Below are 25,904 nucleotides of genomic sequence, written 5' to 3'. Positions count from 1 at the left end.
GAGCTCGGGGCGGGCTGATGCGGGTTCTGATCGCAGGCGCCGGAATCGCCGGGTTGACCGCGGCGGCATGCTTGCATCGGGTGGGGATCGAGGCGGTCGTGCTGGACGGGGTCGGTGAGCTTCGCCCGCTCGGCGTCGGAATCAATCTGCTCCCGCATGCGGTGCGGGAGCTGCACGAACTGGAACTCGATGCGGCACTGGCCGATTGCGCGATCGCCACCTCCAGTGCGGTGCATCTCGACCGGTTCGGAAATCACATCTGGAGTGAGCCGCGCGGGCTCGCCGCGGGGCATGCGTGGCCCCAATACGCGGTGCACCGCGGCGAATTGCAGGGCCTGCTACTGGATCTGGTGCGCCGCCGGCTCGGGTCCGATGCCGTGCGCGAAGGAATGCTGCTGCGATCGTTCGCCGAGGAGGCCGACGGGGTGCGTTGCCGGTTCCTCGACCGCGCCGCGGGCACCGTCGTCGAAGAGACCGCGGACGTGTTGATCGGCGCCGACGGCCTGCATTCCACGGTCCGCGCGCAGTTGCATCCGGACGAGGGGCGGCCGTTGTGGAACGGCATTCGAATGTGGCGCGGGGTCAGCGAGATTCGTCCGTTCCTGGACGGGCGGACGATGGTGCTCGCGGGTTCCAATCGTGCCGCGAAATTCGTGATGTACCCCATCTCGGGTGGTGCGCACCGGCGTGGGCGTGCGCTGGTGAATTGGGTCGCCGAGGTGCGCGTGCACGATACCGCGGTACAGAGTCCCGACTGGAATCGCGCCGGGCGGTTGGCGGATGTGCTGCCGCACTACGAAGGCTGGCGCCTGGCCGGTGTCGATGTTCCGGCATTGGCCCGCGCCAGTGCCGAAGTGCTCGAATATCCGATGGTCGATCGGAACCCCTTGTCGCGCTGGGGTTCCGGACGCGTGACGCTGATGGGTGACGCCGCGCATCCGATGTATCCGGTCGGTTCCAACGGCGCGTCGCAAGCGATCCTCGACGCCCGTGCCGTGGCTTCCGAGCTGGCGGCGGCCGCCGACCCGATCGCCGGGCTCGCGCGATACGAGCAGAGCCGGCGGGAGGCGGTCAACACCATCGTGCTGGCGAACCGGGATATGCCGATGGACCGCGTCCTGCACGCCGTGGCGCAGCGGGCGCCGAACGGCTTCGATCGGATCGAGGATGTTCTCACCGCCGCCGAACTCGCCGCCCTGGCCGATGCGTACCGCCACACCAGCGGCTCTGCCCCCGCCGTCTCGGACGCCGCCGCGCGTTACGCCGCCGGCGCCTCGGCGGACGACTGCCGTCCGTACGACTCCGAGAGTGCGTGACCGGTGTCGACGGCGGTCGCACGCTGCGGCGATGCCGGGCCGATCGACCGCAGTCGGCGTCCGAGCGGGGTTGTGCCGTCGATCCGGGGCCGGCCGGTGAGGTAGATACTGCCGGGAGCATGGCGCACCAGGCCGACGACCGCGAGGGTGACCGCCAGGACCGCGACGAACAACAGCACCGTCGCGCCCGCGGCGCCGACCGCGTCCTGGAGCCGGGGGTAGAGGGGGATCAGCAGTTCCAGCACGATCGGATGCATCAGGAAGACCGCGAAGGAGCGATCGGCGCCGTAGCGGGAGATGCGGCCGACGATGCGGTACTTCGGGCGCAGCCATGACCACCAGGTGCTCACGGTGTAGAGGCCGACGATCAGCGCGACGAAATAGACGGCCATGTAGGGGTTGAAGACATTGTCGGCCTGCCACGGTGTGGTGCTGCCCGCGACCGCGCGCTGATAACACCACTCGGCGCCCGCCGCCCCGAGGACGGTGCCGGCGATCAGCAGCGGGCCGAAGCGGCGCACGGCACGGTCGACGGTGCCGATATGCCATGCGGCGACCGCGCCGAACAGTATGTAGAACTGGTACGGCAGCACCGTCACGTAGAGGTGGTTCCACAGTTGCGCCGGCATTCCGGTGAGCGTCGGCGGATGCGTCAGCGCCCACAGCATGCCCAGTTGCACGAGCGCGCTCGTCCCGAGCACCCACCGGTGGTGGCCAGCCGTCCAGCGCACGAACCGGAGCAACAGCGGGAACAGCAGGTAGATCTGCATCGACACCAGCAGGAAGTACAGCTGATACCAGGCTTCACCGGTCACCAGTTCGATCGCCAACCGGCGTATCGCTCCCGCCGCGGACTCCTGATGAATGCCGGCGATCACCGAATAGCCCCAGTAGAACACCGACCAGATGACGTAGGGGATACCGACCAGCGCGAAGCGCCGGCGCCAGAAATGTGGCGCGTCGAAGGACCGGTCGGCGTACTGGTAGATCAGGACGAATCCGGTCAGCGTGAAGAAGGCCTCGCGGGGAAAGTGCAGCAGCACCATGGCCCCGTTCGCCGACACATTGTTCGGGTCGCCGGATCTGTCGATCACGTGGACGGCGATCACACAGGCGAAGGTCAGGATCCGGTACAGGTTGACCTGATGCAGATAGGGCCGCGACGGCTGAGGCTGCGCGGCCGCTCCCGATTCGGTCGCGACGGAGGTGGGCTTACCGCGGACCGGTGTCGCAGTCGCCGTACTCATCGTGCCGAGATCCGTGGGCAGGAGCACCGTCCGTCGCGCGGCAAGGTCGCCGACGAATGCGCTCGCGGAAAGGTGTCGATCATCTGCTTCCTCGAGTCGGTCGTCGCACTCCATGATTACGACCGAGCCTGTGAGGTTCCTTATCGGCCCCTTCGAGGCGCCTGAACCGCCTGGTTGCGGCGGTGCGAATCGGCGCTCAGCCGCCGACTGCCACGGGCATGGTGATGCGGCGCGCCGCCTCCAGAATCCCCAGGATCCGGGAGCCCGGCAGGCCGATGGCGGCACCGATCGCGGCCGGGGTCCACGATTCGTCGGTGAGGGTCAGGATTTCGGCGAGCTGGTCGACCGACAGCTTCGACAGGCCGCGGCGGCGGATCTCGTGCGCGACAGACCGGATGGCGCCCTCGCCGGTCTCGTCCTCCGCGGCATCGATATCGGCGGATTCGACGGCGGCGGATTCGACGGCGACGGATTCGACGGCGGCGGATTCGATATCGGCGAATTCGGCCTCGTCCACCTCGGCGATGCCGGAGAGGTCGGCGGTTTCGTCCGGTGCTGTCCTGCGGTCGGCCTCCGCTGCGGCCGCACCCGGTCGCGGTGCTTCGGCGATCGGCTCCCCCAGCACCAACTGCACAGCATCGTCCACGGCCCGCCGTGTGCGTGTCTTGTGCGGTTCGTCGGAGACGATCCGCAGTCCGGCACTGTGCGATCCCGACCGCTCATCGGCTCTTCCGGGCGCCTCGGCCTCCATGACTTCCATTGGCGCCGTGACCTTTACCGTTGCCGCATCGGAAGAGTCGACGGTGGCTGCCGCCTCGGTGACGACCTCAGATGCCGCGGCAGGCTCGACGGGAGCGGCGCCCTGCGTGGTCGACGATGTCTGCGCTGGCGGCACGGTCTTCGCTGGCGTCGCGGCCGGCGGTCGGCAACTCTCCACCGCGTCCGCGAGCCGCAGCGCGGCATCCCATCCGGCCACCGAAACCGGTTGCGGCGCAGTCGTCGACGGGAGCTGGGGATAGCTGGGGAATTCCACGGACCCCGCGCCGTCGGGCAGCGGACGTGCCTGCGCCCACTCCGGAAGGTCGTCCGGACGGTACCTCGGGCGGTATCCGGTCGGCGGGAGGTCGGAGTCGATGTCCTCCATCGGGATGTCGTCGATGAGTTGTGCGTAGCGCGCGGAAACCCAGGCGTGCAACCAGATCACGACGCCGACCATGACCGGGGCGACGGCGGCCTCGGCGGCGCGTGCCGGTGCGCCCGCGACGAGGTGCGGGCCGGCGTTGAGTGCGATGGTGACGCCGAGCAGCGCGGTTTCCAGGAAGACGACCTTGCCGCGGTCGATGTCGCGGCCCCACCGGGCAGCGGTGGTGGCGACGACCATGATCGTGATGATCGGGATCGAGATCATCGCCTCGAAGCCGTAACTGAGCCAATACAGCGGATCCGACATATCCCCGCTGGGGACGAGGTTGTGCTGAACGTTCACCCCCGCCCAGACCATGCCGAGAACGACGACGCCGATCAGCGCCCGCGAGGACCATTCGGCGCGGCGGAACAGTTGTGCCAGGCGCGCATCGGGATTCGACACCCGCATGCGGGCCGCGCGGGCGCGCCGGTGCCAACGGGTGTCCGCGTCGTCGGCCCGGCGTAGGGCCAGGGCGACGCGGCGATCACGCTTCTCGGCCGACAGTTGCGCCGCCACCGCACGTTTGCGTTGCCGGCGGCGCTGTGTGCGGATCCATTCGGCGAGATCGCGCTCGGCGGCGATCTCCCGATCGGACAGTTCGGCGAACAGCGCCGGGTCCGCTTGCAGGGGCAGCTTGCCTCGCGCGGTCGCGACCCGCCGGGCCAACGCGTTCAGCTCCGCCTGCGGGGAGTGTTCGGGGGTGCGCCGGCGCCGGGCCGCGCCCTTCGACGGTTCCTCCGCGGAGATCTCCCCGACGTGTGCGTCTGCGGCGGTCCGTTCCGCGTCGCGGAGCGGAAGGTGCGCGGAGTCCGCCGGAGGGACGGCGGTCGTGGTGGTCGACTGCTCGTCGAGCATGGCGTGCCTTTCCCGGCAGCGGCCGCGCTACCGAGGTCGATTACCCGAGTACTCGAACATATGTGTGATCGAGGTGAAAGGGTAATCGCCGACCATCGGCGCGGTCAACGCTTTCACCGAACATCAGTTCGGATGAATACGCAAATGGGCTGTTCGGCCCGGCGATTCCGAATTCGGCTGGGACAGCGGAATTTCAGTGCACGGCGGTGTGCCAGACAATGGCCGCCGCGAGCGCGCCGGCGCCGTTGAGCGACCAGTGCAGTGCGATCGGCGCCAGCAGACTGCCGCTGCGCCGGCGCAACCAGGTGAAGATCACACCGGCGGCCGCGGTCGCGAGTACGGCCAGTGTGATTCCGGCGATCTGTCCGCCGACGCCACCGCCGAGCAGCGTGCTCAAACCGCGATTCCCGCTGGTCAGGCCGAGCGACGAGGCGATATGCCAGCAGCCGAAAAGCAGTGACCCGACGATGAATACGCCGCGCGCGCCGGTCGCTCGATCCAGTGCGCCGTGCAGTACGCCGCGAAAGGCGAGTTCTTCCGGAATCACCGTTTGCAGCGGAATCACGATCATCGAGGCGATCAATGCTCCGGACAAGGTCGCATATCGATTGGCGAGAAAGAACGGCCGCGTCATCGGAAGTAGTGCGCCGATCGCCACGGCTCCCACGACAATCGCGACCGCGCCGAGCGCATAGAGCGTTCCACGGCGCCACTGTCGCGGTGAAAGTCCCAATTCCGCCCAGCCGAGTCCGCGTCGTCGCATCAACAGCACGAGAATCACCGCGGCCGCGGGAACGGTCGCGATATTGGCCCATTGCGAGGTGAAATGCGCGATGAGGTTCGTCCCGGCGAGCACCGCCACCACGACGGCGACGTCGAGGTAGGCGTGTAACCGGCGCCCCGGGCCGACTGGGGCCGAGGACTGCGCAACCCCGTTATCGTTTCGAGACATCGTCGCCAGTCTACGTTCATCCGGGCGGGTGTGCCGTGTTCGGTGGGTCACGATCGCCGCGACGCCGGTGATGTGGCTCGCGGGCGAAACCGGTCGCCGCTATCCCGACCGTCCGCCGCTCCAGCCCGCGTAGTCCGTCCACGCCTGCAGCGTCCGCGTGGTGTCGAACACCCGCTCGGCCCCGCTGATCGGGTCGGTGAAGGCGAGCCGCGCGGCCAGCAGCTGCAGCGGCCGGGTGAAATCGTCCACCGGCCGATCGGTGAGGTCGGGATAGAAGTCGTCCCCGAGGATCGGGATTCCGAGCCCGTTCATGTGCAACCGCAACTGATGGGTGCGGCCGGTGTGCGGGCTCAGCCGGTAGCGGCCGAGGCCGTCGCGGTGCTCGATCAGTTCGACCAGCGTTTCCGCGTTGGGCTCGCCCTCGACCTCGAAGGCGCGAAGGACGGTACGCTCCTTGACGATCCGGCTGCGCACCGTGCGGGGGAGGGTGAGTTCGGGATCGTAGGGTGCGATCGCCTCGTACTGTTTGTGCACCCGGCGCTGGTGGAACAGGGTCTGATACGCCCCGCGTCGCGCCGGATCGACGACGAACAAGATCAGTCCGGCGGTGGTCCGGTCCAGCCGGTGCGCGGGCACCAGATCCGGGAGGTCCAGATCGCGCCGCATCCGGACGAGCGCGGTCTCGAGGATGTGCTGGCCACGCGGAATCGTGGACAGGAAGTGCGGTTTGTCGACGACCAGCAGATGGTCGTCGCGGTACACCACGGTGACGTCGAACGGTACCGGTGTCTCGTCGGGGAGATCGCGGTGGAACCACACCGCGCCCCCGGGAACGTAGGGTGCGTCCGGCCCGATCGGTCCGTCGAGATCGACGATGTCGCCATCGGCGAGCATCTCGTCGATGCGCGCGGCGGGGACCCGGGGGAGCCGATGGACCAGATGGTCGCGGATGGTCGCCCAGGTTCCGTCTTCGGGTAACCGCAGCCGCGCCGGATCGAGTCCGTGGCGCTTGGGCAGCGGCGGCTGTTGCCGGCGTCGCACACATCGACCCTAACGACAGCGGCGCAAGGCCCGGACTAGAGGTCGCCGTCTCGTGCAGTCGGTCGGTCGTCTGCCATTCGGTAGTGGCCGTTCTCGAGTCGCTGCAGCACGCCGTCGGTCCAGCGCGACAGAGTGTCGAAGGTGCCGCTCCACAGTTCGAGCAGGTCGGCGGAGTGCGGGGCCTCGTACCGAGGAGGGTAGTCGGCCTTCATGGCGAGCAGTTCGTCGCGCACCTCCGCGCTGCGTTCGCGTTGCCGTCGCAGCAGGCCGATGACGTGCGATCGCGGCAGGGTGTCCATGAACGCGATGCCGGCGCCGAGCTCCTCCATATCGATGCTGACCAGCGCGGCATCCAGGAGCGTACGGAACTCGGCGTCACCCGTCTCGGTCATTTCGAACAAGGTGCGGCCGGGGCCGCTGCTGCTGGCTTCGGTGCCGGTCGCGTGCAGTTTGCCCTCGTGGGTGAGCTGTTTGAGGGCGTGATAGATCGAGCCCGGCTTCACGTTGGTCCACGTGTCGGCGCGCCAGGACAGCAGTTCGCGCCGAACCGCGTAGCCGTAGGTCGGCTGCCGCAATCGGATCACACCGAGGACGAGTAATCGCACTGTGGACACCGAGTGATGATAACCTCCGCTAGTCAAATTTGATTACTGACAGGAGGGGCGGGGATATGCCCGAGACTGCGGTGCCGTTGTTGTGGAGCCGCAAGGCTCAGTTGTCCGAATTGCTCGACTTCTACCGCGGGCTCGGTTTCGAGGTCACGCATGAGCAGACCCGCCCCTACGTGTACGGCGCAGTGGCGCGCAGCGAGTACCAACTGCACTTCGTCGCCCGGCCCGAGGGCGTCGATACGGAACTCAGCTGCTTGGTTCTCGTCGATGATGTCGCCGCATATCACCGCGAATTCACTGCCGCACTGCGGGCGCGGCTCGGCAAGGTGCCGGCCAAGGGATCACCGAGAATCACACGGTTCAAGCCCGGGCAGACTCGATTCACGATGGTCGATCCCGCAGGCAATCACGTGCTGGTGATCCAGCGCGACGAGCCACGCGAGCTGGAGTACGGCGGGTCCAAGGAACTCGACGGCCTCGCTCGGGTGCTCGACAATGTGCGCATACTGCGCGATTTCAAGAACGATGACGCAGCGGCGCTGCGAGTGCTGGACGTCGGCCTGCGCAGATACGGATCAACCGCGACGCCGGAGGATCTGGAGCGCGCGCGGCGGGAACGAGCGGAGCTGTCCGGCGAATCTCCGTAGCCGCCCGCGGCGGCGGTCCCGGGCAGGACGGCGGTACGCCCGGGACCGCTCGTGCACTAGACGGTGCAGGGCAGGTTCGCGTAATAGGCGATCGTGCACTCGGATTCGCGGGTCAGCTTCCAGGTGCCGTCGATGTCCTTCCACTTCAGCTCGATGTACATGGCATCGAAGCCGGGGACGTTGATCTGCAGGTTGTGGGTGAGGATGTCGCCCTGGACGTTCACCGGCGCGACGGCCTGCCACTGGAATCCGGGCACCGTGGCCATCACGCCGCCGACCTGGTCGACCAGGCCCAGTCCGGCCTCGCCGGCCTCCAGCTCGTTGGCGCGGGCGGACCGCGAACCGTTCGGGTCGAGCACCAGCTCGAGCTTGCTCTGCAGCTCGCCGACGCCCGGGGCGGCGGCGTGGACGGGGGCGGCGATCGGCGCGGCGACGGCCGGGGTCACGGAGGCGACGCCGCCGGCGAAGACCACGGCGGCCAGCGAAAACGCCGCAACGGCACGGGATTTGATCTTGATCATGGTCGTATCCGATCAGTTGTGGGACAGGAGTGCCGTGGCTCGCAATCGTTCCGCAAGGGCTGGCACCACCAAGCAATATAAGGTAAGCCTATGCAAAGGTAGGTAGTACTCAGTCGACTTCGGGTGGATTCGCTCTTCCCGATATGTCGGATCTGCCCAGCTGAACGCCCCGGCGACCGGCTGAGCGGTGGCTGGAATCACAGAACGGGAGTACCAGTGAAGACGCTTCTCGTGGTCGGAGCCGGGCCGAAAGCGATGGCAGTGGCGGCGAAGGCTCGGGTGCTGCGGGACCTGGGGTTACCCGCTCCGCGCGTGGTCGTGGTGGAACCGCATGCGGTGGGCGGCAATTGGCTGCCCAGCGGCGGATGGACCGACGGCCAGCACCGGCTCGGCACCAGCCCCGAGAAAGATGTCGGCTTCCCGTACCACTCCACCTGGGCGCGCGGCCACAACCGCGCGATCGACCGGGCGATGATCGCCTACAGCTGGAATTCCTTCCTGGTCGAGAACGGCACCTATGCCGAATGGGTCGACCGGGGCCGGCCCAGTCCGCACCACCACGTCTGGGCCAACTATCTGCAATGGGTCGCCCGCAAGGCCGAGGTCGAAATGGTGATGGGCGCGGTCCGCCGGATTCGCCCCGCTGCCGACGGCTGGCTGGTCTCGGTGGCCGACGGTTCCGGCGTGGAGACCGAAATCGACTGCGACGGACTGATGATCACCGGACCGGGCGACAGCCGGCGCGCGCTGGCTGAACATCCGAAGGTGCTGAGCATCGCGGATTTCTGGGATCTCGCGGGTAAGCGCCGGCTGCCGGTCTCCTCGCGGGCGGCGGTGATCGGCGGCGGTGAGACCGCGGGCTCGGCGGTGGACGAACTGGTCCGCCACGACGTCCTCACGGTCTCGGTGATCTCGCCCGCGGCCACCATCTACACCCGCGGTGAAAGTTATTTCGAGAATTCGCTGTTCAGCGATCCGGCGAAGTGGCGGGCACTGAGTCTGCAGGAGCGTCGCGACGTCATCCGCCGCACCGATCGTGGTGTGTTCTCGGTGCGCGTGCAGGAGAACGTGCTGGCGGACAATCGCGTTCATCATCTCCAGGGCCGCGTGGTCCGTGTCGCCGAGCGTGGCGAGGGGGTGGCGCTCACGCTGCGCAACGAATTGCGGCCCGATCAGATGCACGCCTTCGATCTGGTGGTCGACGCCACCGGCGGCCAGCCGCTGTGGTTCCTGGATCTGTTCGACTCCGATACCTCGGATCTGGTGGAGCTGGCGGTGGGCGGGCCCATCACCCACGCGCGGCTGGAGGCGGCGATCGGCCACGATCTGGCGGTGTCCGGCCTCGACGCCAAGCTCTATCTGCCGAATCTCGCGGGGATGGCGCAGGGGCCGGGATTTCCCAATCTCAGTTGCCTGGGCGAGCTTTCGGATCGCGTGCTGGGTGAGGTACCGGCGCGCGCGGCCGCCGTGGCGGCCCGAGTCGCGGCCGGGCAGCGCCCGGAATGATCACCCGGCAGATCGTAGGCTAGGCTACCCTTAGTTTGAGGGAAGAGGTTCGGTTCATGCGTATCGTGTCGTTCGGTTATCAGACCTGGGGTCGCACAACGCTGCAGGCTCTGATCGACTCCGAACATGAGGTGGTGCTCGCGGTCACCCACCCCGCGAGTGAACATGCCTACAAGGGCATCTGGTCCGATTCGGTCGAGGAGCTCGCCCGCGAACACGGTATTCCGGTCCACCTGACCGAGCGGGCCGATGCGGAGACCATCGATCTGGTCAAGCGCGCCGAGCCAGACATCATCGTGGTCAACAGCTGGTACACCTGGATGCCGCCGGAGCTGTATCTCATGCCGCCGTACGGCACGTTGAACCTGCACGATTCGCTGCTGCCGAAGTTCACCGGATTCTCGCCCGTACTGTGGGCGCTGATCAGCGGCGAATCCGAATTCGGCCTGACGGTGCACCGGATGGACGATCAGCTCGACACCGGCGACATCATCGTGCAACGTTCGCTGCCGATCGGCCCGACCGCCACCGGAACCGAACTCGTCCTCGCCGGAATGGAATTGATCCCGGGAGCGCTGCGGGAGGCGCTGAGCGCGATCGAATCCGGCACCGCCGTCTGGCGGCCGCAGGACAAGGCCGAGCGCACCTATTTCCACAAGCGTTCCGAGCGGGACAGCCGCATCGATTGGCACTGGGACGCCGTGGATCTGGAGCGGTTCGTGCGCGCGCTGTCCGAGCCGTACCCGCGAGCGTTCTCCTACTATCGGGGCGAGAAGGTGGAGATAACCGCCGCCGCCCTGACGCAGGCTCGCTACGGCGGAACGCCCGGCCGAGTCGTCGTGCAGGAGGGTGGGGGCGTGGTGATCTGCGGGCCGGACGCACATCGCGGCGGCAATCTCGGTTTGCTCGTCACCCGGGTGCGCACCGCCGACGGTACCGAACACGACGGCGCCGAATTCTTCGCTCGCGGTGGTTATCTCACCGACGCCCCGCGATGACCGCGCTGTCGGCGCAGGAGCCGGCCGCAGGGGAGCTGTCGGCGGGACAGCGCCGGATCTGGTTCCTGCAGATCCGTGACCCGGACGACACCACACTCAACCGCTGTGCGGTCTACCGGCTCGAGGGTGCCGTGGACGCGGACCGGTTGCGATCGACGATCGCCGGAACCGTTGCGCGGCAAGAGATTCTGCGCACCATCTACACTCTCGACGAGGACGACGAGCCGCGGGCGGTGGTGCGATCCGACGCGACGCCATCCTGGCAGGAGGTGGATCTGCGTGATCTCGCCGATGCCAGTCGCGAGCGCCGGGCCCAGGTGCTGATCCGCCGCGAGGCGGGGCGCCCGTTCGATCCGGCGTCCGAAACACCGTTGCGCTGCTTGCTGATTCGCATGGGCGAGCGGCGGTATCTCCTCACTCTCGTGGTCCATACGATCGCGTGGGACGAGGACTCCTGGCAGATCTTCTTCGACGAGGTCGGTGCGCGCTACGACGCGGCGACGGTTCCGGTCGCATCGGCGAGTCGCGGAGACGACCGTGTGCGCAGCCTTCGCGATGCCGACGACGGTGGCGCCCCCGCGCCGGCGACCGAGGTCGCTCGCGGCTATTGGCACAACGCGCTCTCGCCCTTGCCGCAGCCATTGGAATTGCCGGGCCGCGTCGTCGCGACCGTGCCCTCGCTGCGCACCGCCCGGATCCGCGCCGAACTGCCGGCCGACGTGGCCGCGCGGGTGACGGATTTCGCGCACCGGGAGGGCGCCACCCCCTTCACGGTGCTTCTCGCCGCCTTCGATGCGCTGATCCACCGCTACACCGCCGCAACGGATTTCCTGGTCTGCGTACCGGCCACCGTGCGGCACGCCGACGACACCGGCATCGGATACTTCGGCAATACGCTGCTGCTGCGTACGAGGGTCGACCCCGCGGACAGCTTCCTCGACTGTCTGCGTGCGGTGAACGACTCCGCGGCAACATCTTTCGAGCACCGCGCCACGCCGATCGATCAGGTGGTCGCCGACCTCAACCCCGAGCGCGGCAGTGGTCGCGACGGGCTGGAGCAGGTGGCCCGCATCGAATTCGGGATGCGCCGGACCGCGTCGCTCACCCTGGACGGCATCGCGGCCACGGCGGTCGGTGTCGGCAGCCCGACGACCCGGATGCCGCTGTCGCTCACCGTGATCACCGCCGAGGACCTGCCCGAGCGCGTCGAAATCGTCTATCAGGCAGACGAATTCGACGCCCGCATCCTCGAGCAGTTCCTCACCCACTATGTACGCGTGCTCACCGTGGCGACAGCCGAACCCGAGCGTCGCATCGGCGAACTGGACATCTTCGGAGTCCGCGACCGCGCGGAGATTCTGGAGCAGTCACACGGTGAATTCGTCCCGGTCGCACCCACCACACTGGTCGACCTCTTCGAGCGGCGGGTGGCGTCGAATCCCCGCGCGGTCGCACTCGTCGATGCCCGCGACGGAGATCGCGAGCTGAGCTACGACCACCTGAACCGGCGCGCGAATCGTCTGGCGCACCAGCTGATTCGGCAGGGGATCGGCACCGAGGACGTGGTTGCGCTGCGGCTGAGTACCTCGGTGGATTTCGTGGTCGCCGTCGTCGCGGTGCTGAAGGCCGGTGCGGCCTATCTGCCGATCGATCCGGCCTATCCGGCGGATCGGGTGGAGTTCCTGATCGCCGATGCGCGGCCCGCGCTGGTCCTGGATGCCGAGGATCTGCGGGGCGCGGAACGGGCCGCCCGCGCATCGCCGCAGCACGATCCGCGCGACAGCGATCGGGTGCGTCCGCTGCGGCCCGCCAACCTCGCCTACGTCATCTACACCTCCGGCTCGACCGGAACGCCCAAGGGGGTCGCGGTATCCCACGCGGCGATCGCCGAACATCTCGTGGGGTTCTGTGCGCAGTGGGGTGTGAGCGCCGAGGATCGGCTGCTGCAATCCTCGTCGATCAGCTTCGACGCCTCGCTGCTCGACATCTTCGTACCCCTCATCCTCGGCGCCGGCCTGGTGATCCCGAAGGTGAACGCGTTCGACGACATACCGTATGTGGCGGAACTGATTTCGCGCTGCGGCGTGACCGTGCTGCATATGGTGCCGTCCATGCTCAGCACCTTGCTGATGCTGCCGGAGGTGAGCCAGTGGCGCGCGCTGCGCCATGTGCCGGTCGGCGGCGAGGCGCTCTACGGTGAGGTCGCCGACCGCTTCGCCGGCATCTTCGAGGCCGAACTCCGCAACCATTACGGGCCCACCGAGGCGGTCGTCTCGGCCACCCATCTCACCGTGGAGGGACCCCAGGGAACCCGGATCGTGCCCATCGGCCATCCCAACCGCAACGTCGCGCTCTATCTGCTGGACGAGCGGCTGCAACTGGTGCCCACCGGTGTGGTGGGCGAAATCTACCTCGGCGGTGCGCAACTGGCGCGCGGCTATCTCGGCCGCGCCGCCGCAACGGCCGAGCGCTTCGTGGCCGATCCGTTCGCGCCCGGACAGCGGCTCTATCGGACCGGAGATCTGGCGCGCCGCAACGGAAACGGCGAACTCGAATTTCTCGGCCGCGCCGACGAACAGGTCACGGTGCGCGGCTACCGCATCGAACTCGCGGAGGTACAGGCCGCGGTCGCCGCGCATCCGGATGTCGCGCACTGCGTTGCCGCCGCGGTGACCGACGAGGTGCTCGGCACGGTACTGGCCGCCTACCTCGTGCCCGCGCGCCGCGAAAGCGGCAGCGCCGCAGTGGATCCGGAATCGGTGCGAGCACACGCCGCGGCCGTGCTGCCGCCGTACATGGTTCCGGGCGCCTTCGCGATCATCGACGAGATTCCGCTGACCGAACACGGAAAACTCGATCGCCGTGCCCTGCCGGTGCCACAGCGGTCGCCGGTGGAGCTGTATCGGGAGCCGAACACCGCGATGGAGACGCGGATCGCGGAATTGTTCGGGCGGATGTTCGGCCGCGAGCGGATCGGCGCCGAGGACTCGTTCTTCGAACTCGGCGGTCATTCGCTGCTGGCGGTGCGGCTACTGGCCTGGATCCGAGCCGAGTTCGGCGTGCGGATCGGTGTGCGCGCACTCTTCGACACTCCGACGGTGGCCGGATTGGCGGCCCGCGTCGAGGCATCGACGGCCAGTGTTAGCTTAGCCTAAGCTACGATTCCGAGAGGGCCGGGATCGCGAGTCGCCCGGAGCGAAGGACAAGGAGCTGTGCAATGAATCCAGGTCGAACATCCGCGCGTCGCGGAGTGCGCGCACGCGGCGCGGTGCTGCGAACCACGTTGCTGGCGCTGATCCTGGGGCTGGTGACGGCCCTGGCCGCCTGTGGATCCGGCGCGGACGACACCGATTCCGGTGCGGCCGTGACGATCAAGCACAGCATGGGGGAGACCACCGTCGACGGCACGCCCAAGCGCGTGGTGACCCTGGGCCCGGCCTGGCTGGACGCGGCCGTATCCCTCGGCGTGACCCCGGTCGGCTACCTGGTGCCCGGCGCCGGGGCGGGGATGACCGTGCCGTGGCTGCCGCAGTCGCTGCCGCAGCAGTCCAAAGCCCTGAACATGGGTGGCGACGTCGTCGAGCAGATCGCGGCGCTCGAGCCCGATCTCATCCTGGCGCCCGGCTACCTGATGGACAAGGCCATGTACGACAAGCTGTCCAAGCTGGCCCCGACCATCGGCCCGCTGACTTCGGCCCAGATCGATCCGTGGGAGGACCAGGTCCAGGCGCTCGGTAAGGCGCTGCACAAGCAGGACCAGGCCGACAAGGTGGTCGCCGATGTGCACGGCAGGATCGACGGGGTCGCCGCGAAACATCCGGGCCTGAAGGGCAAGAGCTTCCTCACCTGCATGCTCACCACGCCCACCCAGCTGATGGTGCTGGCGGATCCGAAAGACGGTTCCGCCCAGGTGTTCACGCGGCTCGGGATGACCATGCCGGCGAAACTGGTCGCCGAGGCCCCCTCGGGTGGACGGCTGGCGCTGTCGCCGGAACGGCTCGGGGATCTGACCTCCGATCTGCTGGTGTGCGGCGCGGCGCCAGGCCTGCAGGAGAAGTTCACCCAGCTGCCCGGATACGCGGATCTGCCGTCGGTGCGCCAGGGCGGAATCTCGTTCGTCGACATGATCACGATCAACGCCATCAACCAGCCGACCGCACTGTCGGTGCCGTATCTGCTCGACAAGCTCGAACCGACGCTCGCCACCGTCGGTAAGTAAGGACTGATGACCCATGTCTGATTCGCCCGTGCCGAACACGACCGCGCCGGCCACGACTGCTCCGAACAACGCTGCGGCCGCGAGGGAGTCGCGGGCAAGCGGGCGTGGCATTCCGTTGTCTCCGGCCCAGCAGGCCGCCCTGCTGCCGGAACGACTGCGCGGCGTCGCGGCGACGAATCTGTTTCTCGCCCTGGAGATCACCGGTGACCTCGAACCGGCCGCCCTGGACCGGGCCGCGGTGGCCGCGGTGAGCCGGCACGACATCCTGCGCACCGTCTATCCGGACGATCGCCGGATTCCGTACCAGCGCGTCGTCGACGCACCCCAGACAGTGGTCGAAACGGTCGAGACCGCGTCGTCGGAACTCGATGCCGCGCTGCGCTCCGATGCCGCGCACCGCATCGACCCGGTGCGCGGCCTGCCGATCCGAATCAGACTGCACCGCACACCCGATCGAGACGTCCTGTCCATCACCGCCCATCCGGTAGCCGTAGACGACCGCAGTCTCGAGCTGCTGGCGGCGCAACTGCTCGGGGGCGCGACAGCCGAGCCGGTGACGCAGTACCGCGGCTACGCGATGGCGCAGATGAAGTCGCTGGTCGCCGATGCCGCCGGCGATCCCGACCTCGGATACTGGCTGGACCGGCTCGCTGGTCTGCCGGAGCGAGCGACCCTGGTTGCGGCCGAGAATTCCGGCGCGGAATCGGCTCCGGCCGCCGCCGCGTCCGCGACCCGCACACTGCGGGTTCCGGCGGCTGCCTTCGGCGACCGCGACGCCGAACTGTCCGTGGTCGCCGCGCTGGCCGCGGTGCTGGGTGCGGCGGGTCTGGGCGGCGATGTACCCGTCGGCATCGTCGACGCGGGACGTACTGGGGCACAAGCTGATTCGGCGCTGGGTGCGTACGCGAACCATCTGGTGCTGCGTATCGACACCGACGCCGCGCCCACCGCGCGGGCGCTGCTGGAGCAGGTCACGGAGCTGTCCGTTGCCGCACGCGCCCATGCCGCGGCCCGGATCGAGCGGATCACGCATCAGTTACGCGGCGCCGCCGCCGTCGCCGCCGGTGCGCCGTTCCAGGCACTGGTCACGGTCCGAAGCGAGGTGACCGGTGCGAACGCGCGGGAGATCGCCCGGCGGGTGGCGCGGCCGCACGGAGTCGATATCGTCGCCGATGTCGTCACCGGAGCCGAAGAGGTTACGGTGACTCTCGAATTCCCGGTGGCACTGGCCGGGCGCGCCGAAATCGATACGCTCTCGAGCGCTCTCGAGCGGTGGCTGCTGAATGTCGCCGCGGATGCGGCGACCGCGCCGCGCGATGGCGAGCTTCCGACGGTGTTCGAACGGAACGCGGCCTACCCGGGCGGCACCGGGCTCGGCGGACGGCCCAGCACCGATGCCGAACGGCTGATCGCCGACACCATTCGCGAGGTGCTCGAACTCGATGCGGACGACGAGGTCGGCCGCGCCGACACCTTCTTCTCTCTCGGCGGTGACAGCATCGCCGCGCTGCGTATGGTCACCCTGCTCGGCGAGCGCGGCTATGTGCTGGACGTGCAGAAGGTGTTCGAATTTCCGGCCGTGCACGAAATGGCCGCACAGCTGACCGAGGCCGGGGCCGCCCCGGCCGCCGAACAGAGCGCACCCGTCGCGCCGATGAGCGCCTCCGGTCTGGACTCGGCCGCGCTGGCGGCACTCGGCAAGAAGTTCGCCGCGCGGTGAGCGAGGTGGAGATTCTCGACGTCGTCGCGCTGTCACCGCTGCAGCGCGGGTTGTATTCGGTCAGTTCGATGGCACAGGGCATCGATCCCTACCTCGTCACCTTCGCGGTGCGAGTGGAGAATCTTGCCGATCCGGTGGCGCTGCGCGCGGCCTTCGACGGCGTCCTGCGGCGCTATCCCCATCTGGGTGCGGCGGTACTCGCCGAGGATGTGCCGCATCCTGTGCTGGTCATCACCTCGGAGGGGCGAATCGGCTGGCGCGAGGTGGATCTGCGCTCGGCCGGTGATCCCGAGGCGGCGGCGCGCGATCTCTACTGGCAGGAGGCGCGCCGGCGGCTCGATCTGGACCGCGGCCCGCTGTTCCGGGTGGTCGCGGCGCGCGTCGGCGAGCGCGATTACGAAGTGGTGTGCACTGCACACCATATCGTCGTCGACGGCTGGTCGATTCCACTGCTGTTCTCCGATCTGATCGCCCTGCATCGCGGGGAGGGCGCGGCGCTGCCACCGGCTCCGCCGCTGCGCGAACACGCGGCCTGGCTGGCGAGTCGCGATACCGCGGCCTCGGCGCGGGCGTGGGCCGCGGCGCTCGACGGTCTGGCGCCGATGCCGATGCTCGGACCCCCGGCACCGGCCGATCTCGATCTGCCAGTCGTGGGCGAGGCGCGCTTGGACCCCGCCGGCACCGACCGGCTCGTCGGCTGGGCGCGCGCCAACGGCCTCACGCTGAATACCGTGCTCCAAATGGCCTGGGCGCGAATCCTTTCCGGGCTGACCGGTCGCGACGACGTGGTCTTCGGGCAGACGACATCCGGCCGCGATGCCTCGCTGCCGAATGCGGAACGTCTGGTCGGCGCGCTGGTCACCACCATTCCGGTGCGGGTCCGGTTCGACGAGCGCACGCCAGCGCAGGTCGGTGCCGAACTGCAGCGCTCGGTGGCGCAGTTGCGGGCGCACGAATATCTGGGCATCGCGGAGATCACGCGCCACGCCGGGGTCGGGCAGTTGTTCGACAGCCTGCTGGTCTTCGAGAACTCCCCGGTCGGCGCGGTCGCACCGCGAATGCCGATGGGCGGCGGCGCCACCATGACCGCCCGCCGCGTCGACTCCCCGAGCCACTACCCCATCGCCGTCGTCCCGGTGCTGGAGCACGGCGAGCTGATCTGCCGCGTCGAAACCCGCCCCGACCTGCTCACCACCTTCGACCCCGACCGGATGGCGCGCCGGCTCCTCGCCGTCGCCACCCGGATCGTGGTGGCGCGGCAATGCTGTGCGGTCGATGTGCTGCTCGACGACGAGCCCGCCGCGCTCGAGGCCGAAAGTGCCAATTCCGCCACATATTCCGGCATCGCGAGGGTCTCGACCGACGTGCCCGGTGTACCGGCTTCCGTCGAGCCCGCGCAGGCACCGCACGCTGTGCCGGCCATCGAGGCCACGACGGTTCCCCAGGCAGTGCTGCATGCGGCGCATGTGGCGGCCGACCGGGTAGCGGTAGTCGACGCGGCGGGCGAGCACAGCTTCGGCGAATTCGGTGTCGCGGTACGCACGCTGGCCGACGAGCTACGGGCGGCCGGAGTCGGCAGTGGTGACGCGGTGGCCGTCATGCTCCCCCGTGACCGCCGAGTCCTGCACGCGCCCTTCGCCGTCGGACTGACGGGCGCGATCTGTGTTCATGTCGATCCGGCCACCCCGGCAGACCGCGTGGCCTATCTGCTGAGCACCAGCGGCGCGCGGATCGTCCTCGCCGATGCGGATCGCGCCGAGGTATTGGACGAGGTCCGCACCCAAGGGGTGAAGTGCCGCCACGGGATCACGGACAACGATGGCCGCCTCCTGTTCCCGGCCCCACACGAATCGCCACTGCCGGCATCGGACGGTGCCGCAGCGAACGGACAGTACGACTCCGGCGCGGCATTCGAGACGCTCGCTTCGAGGCCGATGCCGGGGGTACCGGCGTCGGACCGGAAAGGCGACTCGGCCTACGCGACAGACGTTGTGCCGCAGTTGTATTCGGACGCACCGTTCTACGTGGTGTTCACCTCCGGCACGACCGGTAGGCCCAAAGGGGTCGCGGTATCGCATCGCGCACTGCTCAACCATTGGGGCAATCACGAGCGGCGGATCTTCGCGCCGATCGCCGCCGCCACCGGGCGCACGCTGCGGATCGGCCACGGCTGGTCCACCGGATTCGACGCTGCCTGGCAGCCCACGGTCGCGCTGCTGAGCGGCCACACCGTGGTCCTGCTGAGTGACGAGGTGCGCACCGATGCCGAGCGCATCGTCGCGGCCATCGAGGACTTAGGGATAGACATCTTCGACACGTCGCCGTCGATGCTGAACCGGCTGATCGCCGCCGGACTGTTTCGCACCGATCCGGCGACCGGCGCCGAGCGCTGTCCGCTGGCCGTGCTCGCGCTGGGCGGCGAGGCGATCGGTCCGGACACCTGGCGGCGCCTGCGGGGATTGGCGACCACCCGTGTCATCAACTTCTACGGCCCGACCGAGGCGACCGTCGAGGCGCTGATGGCCGATGTGCACGATCACGCCGCGCCGACCATCGGCCGCCCGTTCGAGGGGATGACCGCCGAGGTGCTCGATCATCGGCTGCGGCCGGTGCCGCCCGGTGGGCAGGGCGAGCTCTACCTTTCCGGGCCGCAACTCGCGCTCGGTTATCTGGGGCGGCCCGCCGCCACCGCGGCCGCCTTCGTGGCGGGCGGGGCGGGCGAAAGGCGTTATCGCACCGGCGATCTCGTGCGGCGGGCCGCCGATGGCACCGTCGCCTACGAAGGCCGTGTCGACCGGCAGGTCAAGATCAACGGATACCGCGTGGAGCCCGACGAGGTCAGCGTGGTGCTGCGCGAACTCGACGGCGTACGGCACGCCGCGGCGCTGGCCTTCAGCGAAAACGGACGGACCCGGCTGGGCGCGCTGGTGGTCGGCGACGGCACCGTCGCCCGATTGCGCTCCGATCTGGCCCGCCGGCTGCCGCAGTTCCTGGTCCCCACCCGCATCGTGTTCGTCGATGAGATTCCGTTGAATCGCAACGACAAACTGGATGTACACGTGGCGGCCGAACTGCTGACCCGCCCGGCCGGGACCGGCGCCCGCGCCGAACCGCGGACCGAGACCGAACGCACCCTGCTGGCGCTGATCGAGGCGATGAGCGCCGACGCGGGGATGCGGATCGGCATCCTGGACAGCCTGGTGGATCTGGGAATCGACAGCATCGGCGTCATCGATCTGGTGTCGCGGCTGCGCGGCGCCGGCTACCGCATCTCGGCGCGAGAAGTGCTGGGCGCGGCCGATCTTCGCGATCTCGCCGAGCGCTTGGACGATCCGTCCGAGGACGCTTCAGGAAACGCCGAGGTGACGCCGGCGGGCACGGTGCTACCGCTCACCGCGTTGGCCCAGGAGATCCTCGGACACGGCGATTACCGCTACCTCGCCCAGTCCCAGGTGTTCTCGCTCGAGCCGGCGGTCACTCCCGAGTCGGTCGTCCAACGGCTCGAGGCGCTGGCGGTCGCCCATCCCACGCTGCGCTCGCGGCTGGCCACCGGCGACGACGGCCGCGCTGTGCTCGTCGTGCAGGAGGCATCCAGTGCCGCCGAACTGCTCACGCTCGCCGATGGAACCGACAGTCGCAGTGCGGCAGATTATCTCGCCGAGACTGTGCAGCGCCTGGACCCCGGCACGGGCCGGATGATGTCGGCCACATTGTTACGCGGAGCGCAACCGCGGCTCGTCCTGTCCATCCATCACCTCGCCGTGGACGTGGTGTCCTGGCTCATCCTGGGCGACGACCTGCGCCGACTGGAACAGGGCGAGCAACCGATGAACGAGGTTGTGTCGGAATCGGATTCGATTCCGGCGCGGTTCGACCCTCCGCCGACCCTGGGCACACCACTCGGCGGCCGCTACACCGATCCGCGTCGCGATCGGGCGGGCAAGGCGATCCAGCGGATCGTGGAACTCGGCCCCGACGACACCGAGGCGCTGCTGGCCCGGTGCGCGGAAAGCGCTGTGCCCTTGGACGATCTGTTGCTGGCCGCCTGCGCGCGGCTGGTCGCCGATACCGCCGACAACACCGGTCGCATCGCGGTCACCAGGGAATCGCACGGCCGCGACCCCGGCGACGACACCCGCCGCGTTGGCTGGTTCACCGTCGAGGAGACGGCACTGGTACCGGTGGCCGAACTCGAGACCTGGTCTCCGGCGGCCGGCCGAGCGCCGGTCCACGATCGAACCCTGGACGCGCGCGGGCAGATTCGCCTCAACCACCTGGGCCGCTTCGATGTGCTGCGGTTCGGCAGCGGCCCGTGGACGCCGGTGCCGCTGCCGGACCTCACCGCGGAATTCGGTGTGGCCGGACATCCGGATCTGCCGCTGCGCTTCACCATCGACCTCAACACGGCGGTGGTCTCGAAGGATTCGCGCCCGGTTCTGGTCGCGCATATCGATGTGAACTCCGCGGTGCTGGACGAGGCCGGGGCCGACGCGCGCGCCGAGCGCTGGCGCACCATACTGTGTGATTTCGCCGCCGGAATGTCCGAATTCGGTGCACAGTGACAGGCAGGGTGACAGCTATGGGAGGGAAGGACCGATGACGGTTCAGACCGTGGATCCGGCCGAGCCGGAGGCAGCAGCGCGGCCGGTGCCGCCCACCACGCCCGACGCACCGCTGGAACCGGACCGGGTCGCGCTCAAACAGCAGCGCCGCGCCGACGGCCTGGCCCGCAAACAGGTGCTGGCGCCGGTGAACGGTGCGTTGTCGCTGGCGAGCCTGGTCGTCGTAGCCTCCTCGATCTGCGCGGTGGTGCCGTTCATCCTGATCGTCGAGGCGTGCCGGGAACTGCTGTCCGCCCCGATCGACAAGGATCGGGTGTGGACGCTGGTGATCGCCGCGGTCGTGGTGCTGGTGCTGCGCGGACTGCTGCAGGCCGCGGCGCTGGTCTGGACCCATATGGTCGACGCGAAATTCCAGCTCACGCTGCGACAACTGCTGGCGGCCAAGCTGACCCGGGTGCCGCTGGGCTGGTTCACCGACCGCAGTTCCGGTGAAGTGAAGAAGTTCCTGCAGGACGACGTCGAAGCCCTGCACTATCTGGTCGCGCACGCCCGACTCGAATTCGTCGGCGCGGTGACGGTGCAGGTGGTGGCGCTGATCTACCTGTTCACCGTCGACTGGCGGCTGACGCTGATCCTGCTGATCCCGCTGGTGCTCTACACGCGCGGCCTGGCGGCCATGATGGGTAAGGCGCATCAGGAGCGCTTCGCCGTCTTCGACGCCAACGAACGCGCCATCGAACAGTCCGTCATCGAATTCGTCGACGGTATTCAGGTGGTGCGGGCGTTCGGCCGGGCCCGCAAGGCGCACAGCACCTTCCAGCGGGCGGTCGACAACACCACCGAGAGCCTGCTGGCCTGGAAGACGCCGATGACCAAACTGCAGTCGGCGGCCGAGATCCTGCTGACCCCGGTGCTGCTCATGTTGGTCGTGGTGGTGGCCGGTGTGGGCTTCGCCGATCTGGGCTGGACCGATCCCGTCGACATCCTGCCGTTCCTGCTGCTCGGCATCGGGCTGGGCAGTGCGCTGCTGGGCATCGGCTTCGGCGGGCAGGCGCTGCGTGCGGGCGGTGCCGCGGCGTTGCGCCTGCACCAGCTGCAGCAGACACCCGAACTCGAGGTGCGGGCCGATGGCGACGGCGAGGCCGCGGGTGCGGGCGACGGCGCCGCGACGGGACTGCCGGTCCGGTTCGAGCAGGTGAGCTTCGGCTATCGCGCCGATCGAACCGTCCTGCGTGGGATCGACGTCGAACTCGCTCCCGGTTCCATCACCGCACTGGTCGGCCCGAGCGGTTCCGGCAAGTCGACCCTGGCCCGGTTGCTGCCGCGCTTCTACGACGTGACCGCGGGGCGAATCACGATCGGCGGCAAGGACGTCCGGGAGTACTCCACCGCCGAGCTCTACCGCACCGTGGGCTTCGTCCTGCAGGACGTGCGGATGATTCGCGGGACGATCCGCGACAACATCGCGTTGGCCCGGCCCGATGCGGATGCGGCCGCCGTCGAGCGCGCCGCGCGCGCCGCCCAGATTCACGATCGGATCCTGGAACTGCCGCGCGGCTACGACTCCGAGATCGGTGTCGACGCGGTGCTGTCCGGCGGTGAGGCGCAGCGCCTGTCGATCGCCCGCACCCTGCTGGCCGACACCCCGGTGCTGGTGCTGGACGAGGCCACGGCCTTCGCCGACCCGGAATCCGAGGCCGCGGTCCAGGACGCGCTCGCCGTCCTGGTCGCCGATCGCACCGTACTGGTGATCGCGCACCGACTGCACACCATCACGGGAGTCGACCGAATTCTGGTGCTGGACAACGGCGAACTCGCCGAAACGGGTGACCACGCGACGCTGTCGGTGGCCGGCGGGCTCTATCAGCGCCTCTGGGAACAGAATCAGGCCTCGGTGGGCGTGCTGACCCGGCCCGACGCGGATGCCGCCGCGGCGACCGGCTCCGACTCCGAAGGAGAACTGCGGTGATCAGGAAGATCTTCGCCCTCGTTCCGCCGGGACTGCGCCGCTACGTGCCGCGCCATGTGGCCCTCATCGGCGCCGGCGCGCTGGGGCAGATCGCGGCCTATCTGCTGCTGATTCCGGTGCTGCAGGCGCTGTTCGACGGTGATTTCGGCCGCGCGTGGCGTTGGACCGCCTGGCTGGCGCTCGCGGTGGTCGTCGCCTCGGTGTGCTCGTACCAGCAGTTGCTGGTGGGCCTGCGGATCGGCGTGGGCATGCTGCGCGGCGTGCAGACCCGGCTGGGAGATCATCTGAGCACGCTGCCGCTGGGCTGGTTCGCCACCGCCAACGCGGGATCCATCTCGCGGATGGTCGTCGGCGGCGTGCGCGAAATCCTCAGCGTGGTCAACTATCTGCTCGCACCCGTGCTGACCGCGGTACTGGTTCCGGTGGGTGTCGCGATCGGGGTGGCGTTCATCGACTGGCGGATCGCGCTGGTGATGCTGATCAGCCTGCCGGTGCTGCTGCTGGTGAGCCGCTGGGCGAACACCAGCTACACGCGCGCCGACCGCAGGCTCGATGCCGCTGCGGCCGAAGCCAATTCGCGGGTCGTGGAGTTCGCGCAGGCACAGCCCGTGCTGCGCGCCTTCGGTGCGGTGGGCGCCGGCAACCGGGCACTCACGCGCGCGCTGCGCGAACAGGAGGCGGCCTCGCGGCGCATGATCGTCGCCAGTGTGCCGGGGCTGATGGTGTTCGCGCTGTGCGTGCAGATCGTCTTCCTGATCGTGGTGTCGGTGGTGGTCGCCCGCGGGACCGGCGGCGACCTCTCCATCCCGGCCACGATCGCGCTGATCGCGGTGACATCCCGGTTCATCGAACCGATCAACCGGGCCGCACAGCTGAGCACCGCGATCCGCAGCGCCGCCGACGCCGCCGACCGGATCACGAACTTCCTCGCCGAGCGCGATCTGGCCGAGGCCACCGAACCCGTGACCCCGGGTGCGCCGGAGATCGTCTTCGACGATGTCGACTTCGGCTACCGCGAGGGTGAAAAGGTCATCGACGGAGTATCTTTCACCGTGCCGAGCGGCACCACCACGGCCATCGTGGGCCCGTCCGGGGGCGGGAAGACCACGCTGCTGAAGCTGGCCTCCCGGTTCTACGACGTCGGTTCCGGCAGTATCGCCGTCGGCGGTCACGATGTGCGCCGGCAGCCCTCGGAAACCCTGTTGCGCCAGGTGTCGCTGGTCTTCCAGGACGTCTATCTGTTCAACGAGACCATCGCCGACAACATCCGCATCGGAAATCCGGACGCCACGGCCGAGCAGGTGCGCCGGGCCGCGGCGATCGCCCGGGTGGACGAGATCGTCGACCGGCTGCCCGACGGCTGGGATTCAGCGGTGGGCGAGGGCGGAGCGGCGCTGTCCGGCGGTGAGCGCCAACGGGTTTCGATCGCCCGCGCGCTGCTCAAGGACGCGCCGATCGTGCTGCTCGACGAGGCGACCAGCGCCCTCGACCCGCACAGCGAGGCGGCGGTGGTGCGCGGCATTCACGAACTGACGCGGGACAAGACCGTCGTTGTGGTGGCGCATCGGCTCGACACGATCGCCCACGCCGATCAGATCCTGTTCGTCGAGGCGGGCCGCATCGTCGAACGGGGCACGCACGCCGAACTTCTCGAACTGGACGGCCGCTATGCCGGATTCTGGTCGGAGCGCTCCCGCGCGACCGGCTGGCATCTGGTGTCGGCCTGAGGTTTTCGCGCCGATCGGGCGGCGGTCACGCACCTATGCCGTGACCGCCGCCCGGTGCGTGGTGGCGCCCGGGGCGTGTGCGGGTCACCGCCAGTAGCCGCGGGCGGCGATATTGTGCTTCGGCAGTTTGGCTTTGAGCGATTTGGTGATCGCACGCGTGGTCGCGGCATCGCAGGCGGCCCAGCCGAAGGCATCGGGGGAGCAGGTGACCGTGTCGGCCGCCTGCCGCAGCAGCTGGCCGTAGTTGACACGCTGCACCCAGGTCACCTCGGTCTTCGGTCCGGTGCGCACCGGCAGCGACTGCTCGGACTCCTCCTGCCATTCCAGCCATACCCGGGCCGGCGTCTCGCCGATCGCATCCAGCAGCGAATTGATCGCCGGCAGTGAGGCGCTGTCGCCGAAGATCAGAAATTCCGACGGAACCGGTTCGGGCACCGTGAATTTCGAGCCCATGACGGTGGCGTCGATCTCGTCACCGACCGTGGCTCGCGCGGCCCACTGCGAGGCCGGGCCGCCGTGCAGCGCGAATTCGATATCGAATGCGTCGTTGCCGGGATCGGGGTCGACGAGGGTGTATCCGCGCTGTTGCAGGTTGCCGTTGTCGTCGGGGAACCAGATGCGGATCCACTGCGTGGGATGCACGGGATGGTCGGCCAGCAGCCCGCCGCCGGTGAAGCCGAGCCGCAGGTACTTGTCGCCGATCTGCCGCACCGAGGTGACGGTCAGCCGGTAGTCGTCCGCGCGCAGTGCCTTGAGGATGACGCCGTTGATGCCTTTGCCCATGAGGTTAGGGTAGCTGGGTTAGGTTAGCCAAACCACATCCCTAC

General features: G+C 68.7%; 17 protein-coding genes. 10 read left to right on the top strand and 7 right to left on the bottom strand.

Annotated features, from left to right (window positions below; all coding sequences use genetic code 11):
* Positions 1 to 17 precede the first annotated feature (17 nt).
* A complete protein-coding gene (locus C5E41_RS00360; RefSeq protein ID WP_104373863.1) occupies positions 18 to 1,316 on the top strand; it encodes a flavin-dependent oxidoreductase in 1,299 nt (432 codons plus the stop codon).
* On the opposite strand, the gene C5E41_RS00355 is transcribed toward C5E41_RS00360, so the two are convergent.
* From C5E41_RS00355 to C5E41_RS00335, 5 genes are all read right to left on the bottom strand, one after another.
* Entirely contained in the window at positions 1,259 to 2,563 is a 1,305-nt protein-coding gene (locus tag C5E41_RS00355) for an acyltransferase (RefSeq protein ID WP_181063017.1), read from the bottom strand. The genes C5E41_RS00360 and C5E41_RS00355 overlap by 58 nt on opposite strands.
* 196 nt (positions 2,564 to 2,759) lie before the next feature.
* Positions 2,760 to 4,604: a hypothetical protein gene (locus C5E41_RS00350; protein ID WP_104373861.1), complete on the bottom strand. Its 1,845-nt coding sequence runs from the start codon at positions 4,602 to 4,604 to the stop codon at positions 2,760 to 2,762.
* 193 nt (positions 4,605 to 4,797) lie between these two features.
* Positions 4,798 to 5,556 (bottom strand): CPBP family intramembrane glutamic endopeptidase, encoded by a 759-nt coding sequence (locus tag C5E41_RS00345; RefSeq protein WP_104373860.1) that lies wholly within the window; start codon positions 5,554 to 5,556, stop codon positions 4,798 to 4,800.
* A 99-nt stretch (positions 5,557 to 5,655) separates the two neighbouring features.
* A complete protein-coding gene (locus tag C5E41_RS00340) occupies positions 5,656 to 6,597 on the bottom strand; it encodes an RluA family pseudouridine synthase (RefSeq protein ID WP_104373859.1) in 942 nt (313 codons plus the stop codon).
* A 35-nt stretch (positions 6,598 to 6,632) separates the two neighbouring features.
* A complete protein-coding gene (locus C5E41_RS00335) occupies positions 6,633 to 7,211 on the bottom strand; it encodes a PadR family transcriptional regulator (RefSeq protein ID WP_104373858.1) in 579 nt (192 codons plus the stop codon).
* A 56-nt stretch (positions 7,212 to 7,267) separates the two neighbouring features.
* On the opposite strand from C5E41_RS00335, the gene C5E41_RS00330 reads away from it, so the two are divergent.
* Positions 7,268 to 7,855: a glyoxalase gene (locus C5E41_RS00330; protein ID WP_104373857.1), complete on the top strand. Its 588-nt coding sequence runs from the start codon at positions 7,268 to 7,270 to the stop codon at positions 7,853 to 7,855.
* Positions 7,856 to 7,911: 56 nt separating this feature from the next.
* On the opposite strand, the gene C5E41_RS00325 is transcribed toward C5E41_RS00330, so the two are convergent.
* Positions 7,912 to 8,376 (bottom strand): hypothetical protein, encoded by a 465-nt coding sequence (locus tag C5E41_RS00325; RefSeq protein ID WP_104373856.1) that lies wholly within the window; start codon positions 8,374 to 8,376, stop codon positions 7,912 to 7,914.
* A 216-nt stretch (positions 8,377 to 8,592) separates the two neighbouring features.
* On the opposite strand from C5E41_RS00325, the gene C5E41_RS00320 reads away from it, so the two are divergent.
* From C5E41_RS00320 to C5E41_RS00285, 8 genes are all read left to right on the top strand, one after another.
* Positions 8,593 to 9,882, top strand: coding sequence for a SidA/IucD/PvdA family monooxygenase (locus C5E41_RS00320; protein ID WP_258080636.1), 1,290 nt, complete (start codon positions 8,593 to 8,595; stop codon positions 9,880 to 9,882).
* 56 nt (positions 9,883 to 9,938) lie between these two features.
* Complete coding sequence (locus tag C5E41_RS00315; RefSeq protein ID WP_104373854.1) at positions 9,939 to 10,880, top strand: methionyl-tRNA formyltransferase; 942 nt, start codon at positions 9,939 to 9,941, stop codon at positions 10,878 to 10,880.
* Entirely contained in the window at positions 10,877 to 14,035 is a 3,159-nt protein-coding gene (locus C5E41_RS00310; RefSeq protein ID WP_104373853.1) for a non-ribosomal peptide synthetase, read from the top strand. The genes C5E41_RS00315 and C5E41_RS00310 overlap by 4 nt, the downstream gene beginning before the upstream one ends.
* Positions 14,036 to 14,097: 62 nt before the next feature.
* Positions 14,098 to 15,099, top strand: a complete 1,002-nt coding sequence (locus tag C5E41_RS00305) for an ABC transporter substrate-binding protein (protein ID WP_104373852.1) — start codon at positions 14,098 to 14,100, stop codon at positions 15,097 to 15,099.
* 13 nt (positions 15,100 to 15,112) lie between these two features.
* A complete protein-coding gene (locus C5E41_RS00300; protein ID WP_104373851.1) occupies positions 15,113 to 16,819 on the top strand; it encodes a condensation domain-containing protein in 1,707 nt (568 codons plus the stop codon).
* Positions 16,816 to 21,381 carry a non-ribosomal peptide synthetase gene (locus tag C5E41_RS00295; protein WP_258080635.1) on the top strand — a complete coding sequence of 1,522 codons (4,566 nt, stop codon included), beginning with the start codon at positions 16,816 to 16,818 and terminating at the stop codon, positions 21,379 to 21,381. Before C5E41_RS00300 ends, C5E41_RS00295 begins: the two co-directional genes overlap by 4 nt.
* A gap of 34 nt (positions 21,382 to 21,415) precedes the next feature.
* Complete coding sequence (locus C5E41_RS00290) at positions 21,416 to 23,350, top strand: ABC transporter ATP-binding protein (protein ID WP_104373850.1); 1,935 nt, start codon at positions 21,416 to 21,418, stop codon at positions 23,348 to 23,350.
* Entirely contained in the window at positions 23,347 to 25,077 is a 1,731-nt protein-coding gene (locus C5E41_RS00285; RefSeq protein ID WP_104373849.1) for an ABC transporter ATP-binding protein, read from the top strand. The genes C5E41_RS00290 and C5E41_RS00285 overlap by 4 nt, the downstream gene beginning before the upstream one ends.
* A gap of 84 nt (positions 25,078 to 25,161) precedes the next feature.
* Here C5E41_RS00285 and C5E41_RS00280 read toward each other — a convergent pair whose 3' ends face one another.
* Positions 25,162 to 25,860, bottom strand: a complete 699-nt coding sequence (locus C5E41_RS00280; protein WP_104373848.1) for a siderophore-interacting protein — start codon at positions 25,858 to 25,860, stop codon at positions 25,162 to 25,164.
* Positions 25,861 to 25,904 lie beyond the last annotated feature (44 nt).

Source organism: Nocardia nova (genome assembly GCF_002933465.1).
Lineage (GTDB): Bacteria > Actinomycetota > Actinomycetes > Mycobacteriales > Mycobacteriaceae > Nocardia > Nocardia nova_B.
The sequence above is the reverse complement of the archived record's forward strand: the minus strand, read 5'-3'. Positions and strand labels throughout refer to the sequence as shown.

What these genes read in the sequence shown, in the direction of transcription:
- C5E41_RS00360 (WP_104373863.1), top strand. Translation starts at nt 18, where the DNA reads ATGCGGGTTCTGATCGCAGGCGCCGGAATCGCCGGGTTGACCGCGGCG.
- C5E41_RS00355 (WP_181063017.1), bottom strand. Translation starts at nt 2,563, where the DNA reads ATGAGTACGGCGACTGCGACACCGGTCCGCGGTAAGCCCACCTCCGTC.
- C5E41_RS00350 (WP_104373861.1), bottom strand. Translation starts at nt 4,604, where the DNA reads ATGCTCGACGAGCAGTCGACCACCACGACCGCCGTCCCTCCGGCGGAC.
- C5E41_RS00345 (WP_104373860.1), bottom strand. Translation starts at nt 5,556, where the DNA reads ATGTCTCGAAACGATAACGGGGTTGCGCAGTCCTCGGCCCCAGTCGGC.
- C5E41_RS00330 (WP_104373857.1), top strand. Translation starts at nt 7,268, where the DNA reads ATGCCCGAGACTGCGGTGCCGTTGTTGTGGAGCCGCAAGGCTCAGTTG.
- C5E41_RS00325 (WP_104373856.1), bottom strand. Translation starts at nt 8,376, where the DNA reads ATGATCAAGATCAAATCCCGTGCCGTTGCGGCGTTTTCGCTGGCCGCC.
- C5E41_RS00315 (WP_104373854.1), top strand. Translation starts at nt 9,939, where the DNA reads ATGCGTATCGTGTCGTTCGGTTATCAGACCTGGGGTCGCACAACGCTG.
- C5E41_RS00310 (WP_104373853.1), top strand. Translation starts at nt 10,877, where the DNA reads ATGACCGCGCTGTCGGCGCAGGAGCCGGCCGCAGGGGAGCTGTCGGCG.
- C5E41_RS00305 (WP_104373852.1), top strand. Translation starts at nt 14,098, where the DNA reads ATGAATCCAGGTCGAACATCCGCGCGTCGCGGAGTGCGCGCACGCGGC.
- C5E41_RS00300 (WP_104373851.1), top strand. Translation starts at nt 15,113, where the DNA reads ATGTCTGATTCGCCCGTGCCGAACACGACCGCGCCGGCCACGACTGCT.
- C5E41_RS00290 (WP_104373850.1), top strand. Translation starts at nt 21,416, where the DNA reads ATGACGGTTCAGACCGTGGATCCGGCCGAGCCGGAGGCAGCAGCGCGG.
- C5E41_RS00280 (WP_104373848.1), bottom strand. Translation starts at nt 25,860, where the DNA reads ATGGGCAAAGGCATCAACGGCGTCATCCTCAAGGCACTGCGCGCGGAC.